This window comes from Ilumatobacter sp., from assembly GCF_965215205.1.
Taxonomy (GTDB): domain Bacteria; phylum Actinomycetota; class Acidimicrobiia; order Acidimicrobiales; family Ilumatobacteraceae; genus Ilumatobacter_A.
The window spans coordinates 3,660,943-3,676,537 of sequence record NZ_OZ244049.1 but is presented as its reverse complement, the minus strand read 5'-3'; the positions used below and the strand labels follow the sequence as shown (position 1 = coordinate 3,676,537).

Here is a 15,595-nt window from a genome sequence, read left to right as displayed (position 1 = left end):
AGCGGCGGCGGAGCTCAGTCGAGGCGCATCGAGGCGTCGATCGTCTCGCCGCTCTCGCCGACCGCCCGCTTGAGCTGGGCCTCGCCCAGGGCGGTGAAGGTGGCCGTCGCCTCGGCGCGCACGACGCCCTTCAGGTTGGAGATGCGCGCCGCGGTCCGGATCTCGCTGTCGGTCTGCTCGACGACCTCGGCGACGACGACGTGGGGCTTGTCGACGTAGATCGCCCGGTGGAAGTCGGTCGACGTGGTCGAGGTGACGGCCCACTGCCGGCCGATCGCGATGCACGCCCACGCCATCGCCTCGTCGAGGACGGCGAGCACGACGCCGCCGTGGAGCATCGTCGGCGCGCCGCTGAACGCATCGGGGAGGGAGAACTCCGCCGTGACGACGTCGCGATCGTCGTCGTGGAAGAACGGGATCTTCAGCCCTGCGGCGTTCGACTGCTCGCACACGAAGCAGTTGGTGTCGTAGCCGAGGTCGTCGTTGTGCAGCCTGATGCGCGTCACACCCGTGACGCTACGCGATCGCAGGGCCACGAGCGGTCGCGGAGACGTGGTCGGACGCCGCTGCGGGGGCGACGCGGCGGCTGGACCACACTGGGGCGGTGACCGCCCCGATCCGCTACGACGACGACCTGCGGGAGGCGATCGAGCAGCGCCTGGCGCGCCACGACCGCGTCGAGCTCGAGCTCGAGGGACGTCGACACGCAGCCGTCGCGATCGTGCTGGTCGACTCCCGGGTCGGCGACGACGTGGACGACCCCCACGAGTTCTCCGACGCCGACATGCGCGTGATCCCCGGGTACGAGGGCGGCCTCGACGGGGCCATGTCCGGGGTGGCCGGCGGGGCGTCGTTCGTGCTCTGCCGGCGCAGCGCCGGGTTGAGCACCCACGCCTCGCAGTGGGCGCTGCCCGGTGGGCGCGTCGACGACGGCGAGACGGTGGTCGAGGCGGCGTTGCGCGAGACGTGGGAGGAGGTCGGCGCACGCATCCCGCCGGACCGCGTGCTCGGGCTGCTCGACGACTACGCGACCCGCTCCGGCTACGTGATGACCCCGGTCGTGGTGTGGGCGGGCAGCGACGTGGAGCTCGACCCGAACCCCGACGAGGTGCTCGCCGCGTACCGCATCGGGCTCCACGAGCTGGCCCGCGACGACTCGCCGCGCTTCGTCGAGATCCCCGAGAGCGATCGGCCGGTGGTGCAGGTCCCGCTCGGCGGCGACCTGATCCACGCCCCGACCGGGGCGGTCCTCGTCGGCTTCCGGTGGGTGTGCATCGACGGTCGGGTGGGCGACGACGCCCGCGTCGGCGAGTTCGAGCAGCCCGTCTTCGCCTGGGGCTGACGGCGCGGCGGGCCGCGTCGTGTCGCCGGCGGATCGGGTCAGCGACCGGAGTGACCGAACCCGCCGCCGCGATCGGCACCGTCGAGCTCGTCGGTCACCGACCACGTGACGGTCTCGACGGCCTGGACGACGAGCTGGGCGATGCGGTCGCCGCGCTCGACGGCGTAGTCGTCGGTGGGATCGGTGTTGATCAGCACGACCTTGATCTCACCTCGGTAGGCGGCGTCGATCAGCCCGGGGGCGTTGACGACGCCGACTCCGTGGCGCATCGCCAGACCGCTGCGCGGGAGGACGAACCCCGCGTGGCCCGGTGGGATCGCGATCGCGATCCCGGTGGGGACGAGCGCCCGGCCGCCGCCCGCGGCGAGGACGACGTCGGTGCGCGCGCGCAGGTCGAGCCCGGCGTCGCCCTCGTGCGCGTACTCCGGGAGCGGGAGGTCGGGGTCGAGGCGGACGACGGGGACGCTCGTGCTCATCGCGCCCGACCGTACCGGGGTGGACCACGCCGCCGACCCCGAGACGGCGGCCGCGAGCGCCGCTGCGGGTGGGCGGCGGTCGTACACTCGGCTCGATGACGACGATCCCGGGCTCGGAGCGCGTCGGCGCGGAGGGCGGGGTCGTGGCGTGGGCGTGCGACGTGGGGTCGGGCTTCGCGTGAACGCGCCGCGTCGTCCACCGTCGGTGGACTCCCTGGCCCGGTCGCTGAGGGGGCACGGTCTCCCGCACCCGATCTGCGTCGACATCGCTCGCGAGGCGATCGAGGCCGACGACGTCGAGGGCGCCCACGAGCGCGCCGAGGGGTTCCGCCGCTCCCTGCTGACCGACGTCGTCAACGCCACCGGGGTCCTGCTGCACACCAACCTGGGTCGCGCCCCCGTCGCCCACCGCCAGGCGGCGACGGCGCAGACCGTCGAGTTCGACCTCCGCTCGGGAGCGCGCGGGTCGCGCCAGAGCGCGGTCGGGCGCCTCTTCGCCCGGCTCTGCGGCGCGCAGTCGGCGATGGTGGTGAACAACAACGCCGCCGCGGTGCTGCTCGTCCTCGCGGCGCTGGCCGAGGGGCGCGACGTGCCGGTGAGCCGCGGCGAGAGCGTCGAGATCGGCGGGTCGTTCCGCGTGCCGGAGGTGATGGAGCGCTCCGGGTGCCGCCTGGTCGACGTCGGCACGACGAACCGCACCCGCCTCGCCGACTACGAGCGGGCGGTCTCGAGCCCCGACACCGACGTGGCCCTGGTGATGAAGGTGCACCCGAGCAACTACCGGGTGGACGGCTTCGTCGAGGAGACGTCGATCGCCGAGCTCGCCACCCTCGACGTCGACGTGATGGCCGACATCGGCAGCGGGCTGCTCGACGCGAACGTCCCCTGGCTCCCCGGTGCCCCGCCCGCCTGGTCGGCGGGGGAGCCGGCGGCGGTGCAGGCGATCGCCGACGGCGCGGACGTGATCACCTTCTCGGGCGACAAGCTGCTCGGCGGCCCCCAGGCCGGGATCATCGCGGGGCGAGCCGACCTCGTCGAGCGCTGCGCCCGTCACCCGCTGGCCCGCGCCCTGCGCCCGGGCGGTCTCGTGCTGCGAGCGCTGCAGGACACGGCGCTCACGTACCTCGACGGTCGCGCGGCGACCGACATCGCGTTCTGGAGGATGGTGGCGCGGCCGCTCGACGAGCTCGAGGCGAGCGCGACCGCGATGCGCGAGCGGCTCGTCGACGAGCACGGGGTCGACGCCGCCGACCTCGCGGTCGAGGCCACGGAGGCGCTCCCGGGAGCCGGATCGGCCCCCGGGATCACGATGCCCTCGTTCGCGCTCGTCGTGCGCGGCGACCACCTCGCCGCCCTGCGCGAGCGGCCGACGCCGGTGATCGCGCGCACGCGCGACGATCGCACGATCCTCGACCTGCGGTCGGTGGATCCCACCGACGAGGCCCATCTGACCGCTGCGCTGGCGGCGATCGTCGGGACCGACGGCGACGGCGCGACGGCGCCCCGCTCGTGACGGGGGAGCGCTCGTGACGGTCGTGGCGACCGCCGGTCACGTCGATCACGGCAAGTCGTCGCTCGTGCTCGCGCTCACCGGGACCGACCCCGACCGGTTCGCCGAGGAGAAGCGCCGCGGCCTGACGATCGACCTCGGCTTCGCGCACACCACGCTCGGGTCGGGGACGGAGGTCAGCTTCGTCGACGTGCCCGGCCACGTCCGGTTCCTGCGCAACATGCTCGCCGGCGTCGGCGGCATCGACGCCTGCGTGTTCGTCGTCGCGGCGACGGAGGGGTGGAAGCCGCAGTCCGAGGAGCACCTGCGGATCCTCGAGCTCCTCGGGATCTCGCACGGGATCGTCGCGCTCACGAAGGTCGATCTCGTCGACGACGACCTGCTCGAGCTCGCCCACCTCGACGTGGCCGACCACGTCGCCGGCACCTTCCTCGAGGACGCGCCGGTGGTCGCCGTGTCGTCGACCACCGGGGCAGGCGTGGACGAGGTGCGCGACGCGATCGACGACCTGGTGAGCCGGGCCGGGTCGGCGATCGACCGGGGCCGCCCGCGGCTGTGGATCGACCGGGTGTTCGCCGCGAAGGGGAGCGGCACGGTGGTCACCGGGACGCTCGTCGGCGGTCGGCTGTCGACGACGTCGGACGTCCACGTCGCCCCGGGTGACCGAGCGGTCCGGATCCGCTCGGTGCAGAGCGCGGGCCGCGCGCTGGACGACATCGGCCCGGGCAACCGCGTCGCGGTCAACCTGTCGGGGGTCGACCACGGCGAGCTCCGACGCGGGCACGCCGTGATCGAGACGCACCGGTGGCACCTGTCGGACCGCGTCGACGCCTCGCTCGAGGTGCTCCCGTCGCTCGACCACGACGTGTCGCGGCGCGGCGCGTACGTGGCCTACGTCGGGTCGGGGGAGCACCCGGTCCGGATGCGCGTGCTCGGGTCCGAGGCGCTCGCTCCCGGGACCCGGGGTTCGGTGCGGATGTTCCTGCCGGTCGCGCTGCCGGTGCTCCCCGGCGACCGCTACGTGCTGCGCGAGTCGGGTCGCGACGAGACGGTCGGCGGCGGCGAGATCCTCGACATCGCCCCGGTGCTGCGCGCCTCGCGGGCCGCTCCCGACCGGAGCGTGGAACGGGTGGTGCGCGAGCGGGAGTGGGTCGGGGTCGACGAGCTCGAGCGGCTGACGGGGGAGGCGGTCCCGCCGACCCTGGGGGAGTGGGTCACCACCGACGAGGCGCTGGCGGCGACGATCGAGTCGGTGGTCGAGCGGGTGCGCGGGGCCGGACCGGCGGGGATCGACCTCGCGGCGTTCGACGAGCGCGAGCGCGCCGCAGCGGAGGCGACCGACGAGGTGGTCGTCGACGCGGGTCTCGTCCGCCCGGCCGATTCGATCGACCCCTACGTCGACCACCCCTTCCTCGACGAGCTGCTCCGGGGCGGCTTCGCGCCCCCGTCGGCGGACGGGGTGGACCGCAACGACGTGCGCGAGCTCGCCCGCCGGGGTCACGTCGTCGAGCGGGACGGGATCGTGTTCCACGCGCGGACCCTCGACGACGCCGCCGACGTGGCGGCCGAGCTGCTCGCACGGACCCCCGACGGCTTCACCGTCGCCGACTTCCGCGACGCGACCGGTGCGAGCCGCAAGTACGTCCTGCCGCTCGTCGGCGAGCTCGACGCCCGTGGCGTGACCCGCCGTCGCGGCGACGTGCGGATCGGCGGACCGCGCCTACCCGGCCAGTGAGACGGCGACGAGGCGGCGACGCTCGCGGCCGTTCAGCCCGCCCCAGATCCCGTAGCGCTCGTCGTTGCTGATCGCGTGGTCGAGGCAGTCGTCGCGGACCGCGCAGGTCGCGCAGACCGCCTTGGCGCGCGATTCACGCTGGCGCCGGGTGAACTTGTCCTCCGAGCGCGGCGGGGGGTAGAAGGTCGAGCTGAGTCGCCCAGCGCAGGCCGCCGAGTCGCGCCAGTCCCCGGATCGCCGCTGCTGAGAGTTGTCCATCGCTGTCTCCCGTTCGTCCGTCTGAAAGCCTCACGGTAGGTGGTCAAGACATCACTCGTCAATGTGTTCTGTGAAGAACTGGTCACGGAACGTGTCGCGGCGGTCGCCTCACGACGTCGTGATCACTCGGATGGGTGAGGCGACGGGCGACACCGCGTCGAACGGGCGGTGACCGGCATCGGCGCGGCCGTCGTCCGGTGCGCGACCGGGCCGGGACGACCTCACGGCGATGCGTTCGAGAACGAGAAGCCGCACGTCGGGATGGTGAACCCGTCCAGTCTCAGCGACGCCTGCCCTGCCTCGACCGCGGCGTCCGCCATCTCCGGTGTCGCGAGCGCCCGGTCGATCGCGCCGAGGCCGTCGAGGGACCGGACCGCTCGCATCGTGTCGACGATCGTCGGCGCGAGGAGCGCGGTGCCGTCCTCGACGGCCCCGAGGTCCGCCGCGACCTCGGCGGGCGCCATCCGGGCCGCGGACTCGTACGCGTCCAGCAGATCAGGCAGGGAGCGGTCGATCAGATCGGCGGCGTCGCGGAACCGGGCGAGCACGAGGGCCTCGTCCATCTCGCCCGGCGGGGCGGTCATCTCCTCGAGCGCGTCACCGATGATGACCGACACCTCGTCGGAGAGGGCGCGCACCTGCTGCAGCTCGACGCAGATCGGTGATGCGAGATCCGTCGGGTCGTCGACGGCAGGTGGCGAGGGCGTCGTGGAGCCCACGGACACGACGAGCTCGTCGATGTCGGGAGTCGATCCGATCCCGCCGACCGGACCACGAGATCCGCTTGCGAGACCCGCCATCGCGAGCAGGGCGACGAGCCCGATCGAGGAGGCCAGCAGCCTCATCGGCCATCGCCGCCCGGTCGTCGCCGCCGCGACGTGCGGTGCGAAGCCGACCGGCGTGCCGGGCCCGGACGAGGACACGACCGGCCCGGACGGCGGCGGTGGCATCGGCGCCGTGGCCGGGGCGGGTGCCGACGGCGGGGGCAGCGAGGGTGCGGGCGACTCGTCCGAGCAGCCGGCGACCCGATCGATCGGCGCGTCGGGACGGGGAGGTTCGGTCACACGACGACGTCGGCACGATCGTCGACGAACTTGACGACCTCCCGTGCGTCGACGGCCGTGGGGCGAGGAACCGACGTCGCGGTCGGCGGCGGGAGCCCCGCCCGCCTCAGGCGGAGGCGTCGTCGGCGGGCCGGTCGACCGGCGGCGTCGAGGCCCCCCGCGGTTCGCGGTAGTCGCGCGCCGCGCCCTCGAGCGGCTCGATCTCGAGGGTGACCCCGTCGATCGAGGCGACGCGCACGGGGTCGCCCGCCCGGACCGGGGTCGCTCGGTTGGTCAGCGCTCGCCAACGGCCCTCGCCCACCTCGACGACGCCGTCGGGGTCGACGTCGGTGACCGCCGTCCCCTCCTCGCCGATCATCCACTCCCGCCCGATCGTGGGAGTCGCGAACCGGGTGCGGACCATGTTGGGCATGCCGACGACGAAGGTCAGCGCGATCCCTCCGATGCCCGTGAGCAGAGCGATCCACGAGGGACGCAGCGAGGTCCCCGGGAGGTCCTCGAACAACGCCGCGCTCGCCACGATCGTGCCGACGATCCCGACACCGGTCCAGAAGCGCGGGATCCCGACCTGGACGTCCACCGCGAACGCGGCCATCGACGCGACGACGAGCGCGACCGCCCACCACCGCGTCGGCAGGACGGAGAGCCCGGACGTGGCCAGGATCAGGCACGCGGCGCCGACCACGGCGGCGACGCCCACCCCCGCGGTGTAGAACTCGAACACCATCAGCGCCAGCCCGGTCAGCAGCAGCAGGTACGCCACCGGCGGGCTGGCGACCGTGTGGAACAGCTGGTCGACGAGCGACAGCTTGGAGAAGCGGACGGGTGACGTCGTCTCCCGGCGGAGCTGTCCGCTGTCGGTCACGGCGTCCTCGGTGACCTCGAGGGTGCGGCCGTCGACCTCGCGACCGTCGAGCACCTCGACCATGTTCTTGATCGTCGGGACCCCGACGTCTCGGATCTCGGTGAACACCCCCAGCTCGCGGGCGTCGTCGAGGCCGACCGAGCCGGCGCGCAACCGGTCCTGGGCGGCGCCGTCGAAGCCGATGGTCTCGGATCCGGCCGAGAGCGGCGCTCCGACGTGGCCGACGCGCGCCCCGGGCGCCATGCCGGTGATGTCCGCGACGGTCAGGATCTGCGCAGCGGGGCCGTAGAGGCGCGCGCCGTTCGGACCGACCCACACGGCGATCGGGACCTCGGCGTCGGCGACCTCGGCGAGCAGGTCGGACAGCACCTCGTCGTCGACGACGGTGCCGCGGGAGTTGACCTGCAGGACGAGCGCTTGGGCGCGGCCCTCGACCGCTCGGTCGATCGCGTCGCGGATCGACTCGACGAGGATCGGGTCGACGAACCCGCTGACCTGCAGCACGTCGACGGCGGGGGTCTCGGCGGGGTCGTCCTGAGCGCCGGCGGGGCCACCGACCAGGGCGAGGGTGGCCAGGGTGACGAGCAGGCCGATCGCTAGTCTGCGCACGGATGCCTCCGGTGGGTGAAGCGCCTCTTCGGTCACTGACCGCCGCGAACGTCGTGGTGGTCGCGGGCAAGGGCGGGGTGGGGAAGACAACGGTAACGGCCGTCATCGCCCGTGCGGCCGCTCGTTCGGGGCGTCGTGTGCTCGTGCTCGAGCTCGACGGCAAGTCGGCGCTCGCCGGCCTGCTCCCGCCCCGTGACGGGGAGACGCTGGAGGTGCGGCACCTCTCGGCGTCCGAGCTGCTCGAGGAGTACCTGGACGAGCACGGCTTCAAGCGGATTGCGAAGCGACTGAACCGCACGGGGGTGATCGACATGATCGCGACGGCCGCCCCGGGCATCGACGACGTCGTGGTGCTCGGCAAGGTGAAGCACCACGAGCGCAGCGGCCACCACGACCTGATCGTCGTCGACGGGCCGGCGGCGGGTCACGCGGTGACCTTCCTCACCTCGGCCACCGGGCTCGCCGACGCCGTGCGCGGGGGTCCGATCCGTGCCCAGTCCGACGACGTGCTCGAGCTGCTCACCGACCCCGACCGCTGCCTCGCCGTGCTCGTCACCCTGCCGGAGACGACCCCGGTCAACGAGACGATCGAGACCGCGTACGCGCTCGAGGAGCAGGTCGGGATCCGCCTCGGGCCGGTCGTGGTGAACGGGGTCGACCGCGGGGTGGAGCTCCCCGATGCCGGCACCACCGACGACCTCGTCTCCGAGCTCGACGCGTCGACCGCGCAGACGCTGCGCGCCGCCGTCGACTTCCGTCGCGCTCGACGGTCGATGGAGAGCGACGCGCTCGACCGCCTCTCGGCGCGCCTCCCCCTCGGCCGCGTCGTCGTGCCGTCGCTCCCGGCCGCCGGTCTGGGACCCGACGACATCGACGCGCTCGCCGATCAGCTCCTCGCCGATGACGAACCCGTCGTCCCGGCGGCCGGGTCGACCCGATGACGCCACCGTCGAGCGAGACGCTGCGCGGGGTCGTGGCGTCCGCCGACGTCGTCGTGTGCTGCGGATCGGGGGGCGTCGGCAAGACGACGACCGCGGCGGTCGTCGGCCTCGAGGCCGCCCGTGCGGGCCGCCGGGTCGTGGTGGTCACGATCGACCCGGCGCGTCGGCTCGCCGATGCGCTCGGCCTCGACGACGGGCTGACGAGCGAGCCGCGCCGCATCGACCTCCGTTCCGACGCCGACGCCGACGCCGACGCCGACGCCCAGGGTGCGGCGGGCGGTCGTGGCGCCGACCGAGGTGGCGAGCTCTCGGCGATGATGCTCGACACGGCCGCGACCTTCGACGGCCTGGTCACGCGGTACGCCGAGGACCCCGACCAGGTCGACCGCATCCTGAGCAATCCCTTCTACCGCAACATGGCCTCCGCGATGAGCGGGACGCAGGAGTACATGGCGGCCGAGACGCTGCACGCGCTGCACCTCGACCACCGCTTCGACCTGGTCGTCGTCGACACCCCGCCGAGCCGCAACGCGCTCGACTTCCTCGACGCCCCCGGCGTGCTGTCGCGCTTCTTGGACCATCGGGTGTTCAAGCTGGCGATGCTCCCGACGCGCTCGAGCCTGAAGATCTTCGGCGCCGCGGCCCAGCCGATCTTCCGGGCGATCGGCAAGGTCGTGGGCTCCGACGTGCTGGCCGACTCCCTCGCGTTCTTCCAGGCGTTCGCCGGGATGGAGACCGGGTTCCGCGAGCGGGCCGACGACGTCGTGGCCCTGCTGCGCGCGGACCGGACCAAGTTCGTCATCGTCGCCACCCCGCGCCACGACACGATCACCGAGGCCGTCTGGTTCGCACGCCAGCTCCGCGACCAGGGCGTCGGGATCGACGCCTCGGTGGTGAACCGGGTGCTCCCCGACTTCGGTCGGACTCCGGACGAGCCCGGTCCCGTCGACGGCGCGGGCGGATCCGAGCTCGACCTGCTGTGGCGCAACCTCGCCGAGCTGCGTGCGACGCGCGCCGCCGAGATCGAAGCGCTCGCGCCCCTCGTCGAGCTGACCGGGCGCGCGCCGGTGGCGATGGTCCCGCTGCTGTCGGCCGACGTCCACGACCTCGGCGGCCTCGACGAGATCGCGCTCCACCTGTTCGCCGACGACGGGCTCGATGGCGGAGCGGGACCTCGACCCCCGGCGACGACGCGGTAGCGTGACCGGGTGCACATCCTGCTCGCCACCGATGCCGACTGGATCGTCGACGAGGTCACCAACGCCCTCGGCGGACCCGAGGTCACCTTCACCGTCTGCCGCGACGGGCGCGTCGTGGCCGACCAGGTCGCCGAGCGGACGCCCGATCTCGCGATCTTCGACCTGCAGATCGGCTCGATGGGCGGGATGGCCGTCACGATGACGCTGCGCCTCGACGAGTCGGCCGACGCCCTCCCCCACGTCCCGGTGCTGATGCTGATCGACCGTCGTGCCGACCTGCACCTCGCACGCCGGTGCGGAGCCGAGGGGTGGTTGATCAAGCCGCTCGACTCGCTGCGCCTGCGGCGGGCGGCGAAGGCGGTGGCCGGCGGCGGCCGCCACACCGAGGGCCTGGCGCCCGACGCCCCTGCCGTCGACCCGATGATCGACACCGGCGGGTCCGGCGCCGCGGGCGACGAGGCCACCTCGTCCGAGGAAGACGCGGTCGGCGCCGGGTAGCATCGTCAGCCGCTACGGGGTGTAGCGCAGCTTGGTAGCGCGCCACGTTCGGGACGTGGAGGCCGGGAGTTCAAATCTCCCCACCCCGACTCCATCGCTCGTCGAGACCGTCGGCGACGCGCGACGACCGCTCGCCCGGGCGTGCCCGCCGCGAGCGCTCCGACGTCAGAAGTCGATCTCGGGCAGGTCGCCGGGGACCAGGTAGTCGTGCACGGCGAACCCGGCGGTCTCCGATCCCGAGCGGATCTTGACCACGGTCCCGCCGGCCGCCCCCGGGAACGCGTCGGTGAGGGTGTGGTCGACCGTGCCGGGGTACCCGCTGTCGCTCACCCGACCGTCGATCTGCAGGCGGTCGAAGGTGATCGCGGCGTCGATCTCGACGATCGCCTGCGGATCGTCGTCGACGACCGGGAAGCCCTCGCCCACGTCGAAGCGCACCTGCACGATGAGGCACACCGGCTCGTCGGTCCCCTCCCGGGCGTTCACCTCGACGCACGCCGGATCCGACCCGGGCGCGACGATCACCAGGTCGAGCTCCACCGTGACGCCGTTCGCCTCCCAGCGCGGGCGCTCGACGTCGGCGTTGACGCGCGACGGGTCGACAGCGCTCTCCCAGACGAGTCCTCGGCGACGGTCGAAGCGATCCGCGGCCGTCGACCCCGGACCCGTCGCACCGTCACCCACCTCCTCGTCGTCGTCGCTCTCGTCGTCGTCGCTCTCGTCGTCGTCGCCGGTCGTCGCGGCCGGCGCCGAGCCCGGCGGAGGCGCGCCGAGATCGTCGAGCGACGGGGTGGTCGCCGGCTCGATCCGGATCGTGGTGGTGGTCCCGGGCCCGGCGGCGGGGGCGGAGTCGACGGCGCCGCTCGGCGAGGCGTCGGTCGCGGCGGGCGTGGATCCCGGTGCCGTGGGGCTCGGCGAGGAGGCGTCGCCCGACGTCGCCGACGGCTCGCCGACGTCCGTGGGGTCCGTCGACGTCGCGTCGTCGTCCGCGTCGAGCGGCCCGCACGCGACCAACGCGCCGGAGAGTGCCACGGCAACCACGGCGAGAGCTCTCATGACCACCGAACGTATCTTCCGGAGCGGTGCCACGGACGTGATCGCACGGTGTGGACGGCGAGGATCGGCTGCCCCGTCGTCGCGCCGCCCGATCCGGGCGGGAGCCGGTGCGGTCGGGGTGGTGCGTACCCTTCCGGCGATGGACCTCTCCGAGCTGCAGGACGTCATCGACCGGACGTACGGCGATCGTGATCGCGATCGGGGCGTCGCCCCGACCGTCGCGTGGCTGTGCGAGGAGGTGGGGGAGCTGGCGCAGGCGGTGCGCAAGGGGACCCGTGACCAGCAGCTCCACGAGTTCGGCGACGTGGTCGCCTGGGTCGCGACCCTCGCGAACCAGAAGGGGATCGACCTCAACGAGGCGGTCGCACGCTACGCGCAGGGGTGCCCGGTGTGCGGGGAGCTGCCCTGCTCGTGCTGAGCGCGGTCACGCCCCGGCGCGGAGCGCGGCGAGGGCGGGTCAGCGCCGGGGCCGGACCAGCTCCGCGATCTGCAGCGCGTTGAGCGCCGCCCCCTTGCGGAGGTTGTCGTTGCTGACGAACAGCGCGAGCCCGCGACCGTCGGCGACCCCCTCGTCGCGGCGGATCCGCCCGACGTAGCTCGGATCCCGCCCGGCCGCCTGCAACGGGGTCGGGATCTCGCTCAGCTCGACGCCGGGGGCGTCGGCGAGCAGCTCGGTGGCCCGCTCCGGGGAGATCGGACGGGCGAACTCGGCGTTGATCGACAGCGAGTGCCCCGTGAACACGGGGACCCGCACGCACGTGCCCGACACCGCGAGGTCGGCGATGTCGAGGATCTTGCGGCTCTCGGCGCGCAGCTTGCGCTCCTCGTCGGTCTCCCACGATCCGTCGTCGAGGACCGAGCCGCACATCGGGACGACGTTGAACGCGATCGTGCGTGCGAACTTCGACGGCTCCCCGAGGTCGACGGACTCGCCGTCGTGGGTCAGCGAATCGGCCTGGTCGGCCCCCTTGCGGATCTGCTCGTGCAGCTCGTCCACCCCGGCGAGACCGGATCCGGAGGTCGCCTGGTAGGTCGACGTGACCAGGCGCACCAGCCCGGCCTCGTCGTGCAGCGGCTTGAGCACCGGCATCGCCGCCATCGTCGTGCAGTTGGGGTTGGCGATGATCCCCTTCGGCGCATCGGCGACGAGGTGGCCGTTCACCTCGGCGACGACGAGGGGGACGTCGGGATCCATGCGGAACGCGGAGGAGTTGTCGATCACGATCGCGCCCGCCTCGGCGAAGCGGGGGGCGAGCGAGCGCGACGAGGTGGCCCCGGCGGAGAACAGGGCGATGTCGAGACCCGACGGATCCGCGACCTCGGCGTCCTCGACGACGATCTCGCGGCCCTCCCACCCCAGGGTCGTGCCCGCGGATCGGGCGGAGGCGAAGAAGCGCAGCTGCCTCACCGGGAAGGAGCGCTCGGCGAGCAGTCGTCGCATGACCCCACCGACCTGGCCGGTGGCGCCGACGATCCCGACGCTCAGCGCGTCGGAGGGGGTGGAGACGTCGTTCGGCATGGGCCCAAGACTAGGCGCGGCCGCCGGGGCCCCATCGGGCCGTCTCGACCGCCCCCCGGACGGTCCCGGGGGGGCGTCGGGGCGCCCGTGTTGGGAACGCGCTCGGGCGAGCTGGCATGATCGAACGGTGCGCCACCGCAGCCAGTTCGTCCCGTGGAAGACGGCCGGTCGCATCACCGAGCAGCAGCACAGCGCCGACGAGGTGGTCCGCGCGACCGGCTGGGTCTTCAACAACGAGACCGGATCGTCGCTGACGCTCGAGGAGTTCGTCGCGACGGGCGACGACGAGGTCCCCGCCTACATCGAGATCTTCGGGCTCGCCGACGGCGGCGACGATCTGACCCTCGTCGAGATCGGGTGCGGGATCGGTCGCATGACGTGCGCCTTCACCCGTCGCTTCGCCTCGGTGGTCGCGTGCGACCTCGACGCCGGGTTCCTGGAGCGCTGCCACGAGACCGTCGCCCGCTTCGGCAACGTCGATCGCCTCGCGACCCTGCACGTCAAGGACGGCAAGTCGCTCGACCTCCCGCCGAACTCCGCCGACGTCGCGTTCAGCTACATCACCTTCCAGCACTGCGACGTCGACGACGCCCTCGACCTGACGGCCGAGGCGGTCCGGGTGGTGCGCCCAGGGGGGAAGGTGGCGTTGAACTACCGCAGCCGCAGCTCGATCGATCCGCTGGTGCTCCCGCTCGGGCGCGTCGTGCGCCAGCTGTTCCGGATCCCCGGGCTCGGTACGTGGCTGTCGCGCCGCCGGACGGCGGCGCGGATCGGGTGGCAGGCCAACCGGCTCCAGCCCGACGAGATCATCCGTCCGCTCGCCCCGCTGCTGCGCGACATCGAGGTGTGGCGCAACCCCTCGAGCCGCACCTCCGGTCGTCGGGCGACCGTGCGCGAGTTCGTCGGGATCAACGAGAACCACTACTGGATCGTCGCCACCGCCCGTTGACCGCCGACGCGGCGCTCAGCGCTCGGCGCGTCGCGCCGGATCGGGTGGTGGAGGCTGATCGGGGACCGGTGGCGGCGGCTGCCCGGGCGCCGGGGGCCGGTCGGGTCCGGGGTCGGGAGGCGGCAGCTCACGTGGGTCGAGGGGGAGATCGGCGCGGGCGCGACCGGGGCCGCGTCGACGGATCCGGCCCAGCGCCCAGCGGCCCCCGTCCACGGAACGGCGTGCGACGGTGCCCACGGCGTCGGACAGGCCGGGGAGCACCCCGTGGACCGGATCGGCGACCTCGAGGTCGCGCTGGCGCGCGAAGGTGACGGTCGCGGCGTGGATGGCCTGCACGTGGCGCAGCAGGCGGCGACGGTGGACGACCTCGATCCCCTCGAGCCCGGTGGGTTCCATCAGCTCGTCGATCAGGGCGGCGAGGTCGTCGACGAGGTGCTGGTCCTCGACGCGGTGGAGCTCCAGGCTCGCCTCGACGTCGGCGAGGACGGCGTCGAGGTGGTCGGGTTCGGTGCGGGCCACCCGATCGATCCGCAGGCTCTGCCAACCGGCCAGGTCGTGCTCGCAGGTCGCGAGCACCCCGAGCGCGTCGGCGAGGTTCGCCTCCACCAGCCGTTCGGCCACCTCGACCCGGCTGCGCACCATCCGTCCCGGTTCGCTCGCCGCCATGCGCGCCCGGACGAACACGCGGGTCCGCTCGAGCGAACCGACGATCTCGGGGTGGAGGTGCGCCACGGCCGCCCAGTCGGTCTCACCCAGGCCGGCCCCGTCGGGACCGTCGATCATCGCGAGACGCTCGGTGATCACACGGTGACGCCCGAGCACCTCGCCGACCTGACCCGATCGCACGAGGTCGCGCAGCTCGTCGACGCGGCGCTCGACGCGGTCGACGGCGTCGGTGAGGCTGCGGATCGAGGCGCGCAGCGCGAGGCCGACCGCCGCCGTCTGGAGCTGCAGCAGGTCGGCGCCCGCAGCGATCGGCAGCCAGTCGATCGGGCCGCCCACCTCGCTCCCGGTGGCGACCACGCCGCGCAGGTACCCGTCCTCGGCCGGCAGCACCTCGCCGTCTCGCAGGAGCTCCATCGCCCTCCGGGTGAAGCGGAAGGTCGTCGGCGCGTCGTCGCCGGCATCGGCGAGGACGTCGATCCCCGATGCGGTCGCCGTCGCGAGGTGGACCGCGTCGGTCGCACGGGGAGAGCCGAGGACGGTCTCGATGCGCCGGGTCAGGCGGTCCACCGCAGCGGTCGGACCCTGGACGGCGACCACTCCGTCGGGACGGGTGACGAGCACCACCTCGTCGTGCGACGTCGACTCGTCACCGGCGCGGCGCCCGGCGCTCCCGCCGGCACCGGTGCCCGTCCCGGCATCGGGTGGGGCGCCGGGCGCCGTGGTGTCGTCCACGCTCCCGACGGTACCGGAGCGCTCCGGGTCCGTCCGCGCCGATCCGCGCGGCCCTTCTGGTCGGGGCGTCGAGCCGTCGAGGGGTGGGTGAGCGGCTCGGGTCGGACGGCGACCATGATGGGGCCCGTGACGACGACGATCGCGCCCGACCGCCGAGCTTCGCAGCCGCCTGCGGG

16 protein-coding genes and 1 tRNA gene are annotated in these 15,595 nt (G+C 73.6%); 9 read left to right on the top strand and 8 right to left on the bottom strand.

Annotation, left to right across the window (positions count from 1 at the left end; genetic code table 11):
• Positions 1-14: 14 nt before the first annotated feature.
• Positions 15-506: a PaaI family thioesterase gene (locus tag ACOOHC_RS17170; protein WP_420451615.1), complete on the bottom strand. Its 492-nt coding sequence runs from the start codon at positions 504-506 to the stop codon at positions 15-17.
• Between the two features lie 98 nt (positions 507-604).
• Here ACOOHC_RS17170 and ACOOHC_RS17165 point away from each other — a divergent pair, with 98 nt between their 5' ends.
• Positions 605-1,342 carry an NUDIX hydrolase gene (locus ACOOHC_RS17165; protein WP_420451614.1) on the top strand — a complete coding sequence of 246 codons (738 nt, stop codon included), beginning with the start codon at positions 605-607 and terminating at the stop codon, positions 1,340-1,342.
• 38 nt (positions 1,343-1,380) lie between these two features.
• Here the strand turns inward: ACOOHC_RS17165 and dut are convergent, their stop codons facing one another.
• Positions 1,381-1,818, bottom strand: coding sequence for a dUTP diphosphatase (gene dut / locus ACOOHC_RS17160; protein ID WP_420451613.1), 438 nt, complete (start codon positions 1,816-1,818; stop codon positions 1,381-1,383).
• Positions 1,819-2,023: 205 nt separating this feature from the next.
• Here dut and selA point away from each other — a divergent pair, with 205 nt between their 5' ends.
• Together selA and selB are read left to right on the top strand one after the other, a co-directional pair.
• Positions 2,024-3,331: an L-seryl-tRNA(Sec) selenium transferase gene (gene selA, locus ACOOHC_RS17155; protein WP_420451612.1), complete on the top strand. Its 1,308-nt coding sequence runs from the start codon at positions 2,024-2,026 to the stop codon at positions 3,329-3,331.
• 13 nt (positions 3,332-3,344) lie between these two features.
• Positions 3,345-5,063, top strand: a complete 1,719-nt coding sequence (gene selB, locus ACOOHC_RS17150) for a selenocysteine-specific translation elongation factor (protein WP_420451611.1) — start codon at positions 3,345-3,347, stop codon at positions 5,061-5,063.
• Here the strand turns inward: selB and ACOOHC_RS17145 are convergent.
• The 3 genes from ACOOHC_RS17145 to ACOOHC_RS17135 all read right to left on the bottom strand — a co-directional run bounded on the left by ACOOHC_RS17145 (position 5,049) and on the right by ACOOHC_RS17135 (position 7,859).
• Positions 5,049-5,321, bottom strand: a complete 273-nt coding sequence (locus tag ACOOHC_RS17145; RefSeq protein WP_420451610.1) for a WhiB family transcriptional regulator — start codon at positions 5,319-5,321, stop codon at positions 5,049-5,051. The genes selB and ACOOHC_RS17145 overlap by 15 nt on opposite strands.
• A gap of 221 nt (positions 5,322-5,542) precedes the next feature.
• A complete protein-coding gene (locus ACOOHC_RS17140; RefSeq protein ID WP_420451609.1) occupies positions 5,543-6,166 on the bottom strand; it encodes a hypothetical protein in 624 nt (207 codons plus the stop codon).
• Between the two features lie 325 nt (positions 6,167-6,491).
• Positions 6,492-7,859, bottom strand: a complete 1,368-nt coding sequence (locus ACOOHC_RS17135; RefSeq protein ID WP_420451608.1) for an NfeD family protein — start codon at positions 7,857-7,859, stop codon at positions 6,492-6,494.
• A gap of 2 nt (positions 7,860-7,861) precedes the next feature.
• On the opposite strand from ACOOHC_RS17135, the gene ACOOHC_RS17130 reads away from it, so the two are divergent.
• The 4 genes from ACOOHC_RS17130 to ACOOHC_RS17115 all read left to right on the top strand — a co-directional run bounded on the left by ACOOHC_RS17130 (position 7,862) and on the right by ACOOHC_RS17115 (position 10,586).
• A complete protein-coding gene (locus ACOOHC_RS17130; RefSeq protein WP_420451607.1) occupies positions 7,862-8,800 on the top strand; it encodes an ArsA-related P-loop ATPase in 939 nt (312 codons plus the stop codon).
• Positions 8,797-9,999 carry an ArsA family ATPase gene (locus ACOOHC_RS17125; RefSeq protein WP_420451606.1) on the top strand — a complete coding sequence of 401 codons (1,203 nt, stop codon included), beginning with the start codon at positions 8,797-8,799 and terminating at the stop codon, positions 9,997-9,999. The genes ACOOHC_RS17130 and ACOOHC_RS17125 overlap by 4 nt, the downstream gene beginning before the upstream one ends.
• A 9-nt stretch (positions 10,000-10,008) precedes the next feature.
• Positions 10,009-10,497 carry a response regulator gene (locus tag ACOOHC_RS17120; RefSeq protein ID WP_420451605.1) on the top strand — a complete coding sequence of 163 codons (489 nt, stop codon included), beginning with the start codon at positions 10,009-10,011 and terminating at the stop codon, positions 10,495-10,497.
• A gap of 15 nt (positions 10,498-10,512) precedes the next feature.
• A tRNA-Pro gene (locus ACOOHC_RS17115) sits at positions 10,513-10,586 on the top strand.
• A 76-nt stretch (positions 10,587-10,662) separates the two neighbouring features.
• Here ACOOHC_RS17115 and ACOOHC_RS17110 read toward each other — a convergent pair.
• On the bottom strand, positions 10,663-11,586 hold the full coding sequence (locus tag ACOOHC_RS17110) for a hypothetical protein (protein WP_420451604.1): 924 nt from the start codon (positions 11,584-11,586) through the stop codon (positions 10,663-10,665).
• A 106-nt stretch (positions 11,587-11,692) separates the two neighbouring features.
• Here ACOOHC_RS17110 and ACOOHC_RS17105 point away from each other — a divergent pair, with 106 nt between their 5' ends.
• On the top strand, positions 11,693-11,971 hold the full coding sequence (locus ACOOHC_RS17105) for a MazG nucleotide pyrophosphohydrolase domain-containing protein (RefSeq protein ID WP_420451603.1): 279 nt from the start codon (positions 11,693-11,695) through the stop codon (positions 11,969-11,971).
• 39 nt (positions 11,972-12,010) lie between these two features.
• On the opposite strand, the gene ACOOHC_RS17100 is transcribed toward ACOOHC_RS17105, so the two are convergent.
• Entirely contained in the window at positions 12,011-13,072 is a 1,062-nt protein-coding gene (locus ACOOHC_RS17100) for an aspartate-semialdehyde dehydrogenase (RefSeq protein WP_420451602.1), read from the bottom strand.
• A 127-nt stretch (positions 13,073-13,199) separates the two neighbouring features.
• On the opposite strand from ACOOHC_RS17100, the gene ACOOHC_RS17095 reads away from it, so the two are divergent.
• Positions 13,200-14,021 carry a class I SAM-dependent methyltransferase gene (locus ACOOHC_RS17095; protein WP_420451601.1) on the top strand — a complete coding sequence of 274 codons (822 nt, stop codon included), beginning with the start codon at positions 13,200-13,202 and terminating at the stop codon, positions 14,019-14,021.
• A gap of 15 nt (positions 14,022-14,036) precedes the next feature.
• Here ACOOHC_RS17095 and ACOOHC_RS17090 read toward each other — a convergent pair whose 3' ends face one another.
• Positions 14,037-15,419 (bottom strand): hypothetical protein, encoded by a 1,383-nt coding sequence (locus ACOOHC_RS17090; RefSeq protein WP_420451600.1) that lies wholly within the window; start codon positions 15,417-15,419, stop codon positions 14,037-14,039.
• Between the last annotated feature and the right edge of the window lie 176 nt (positions 15,420-15,595).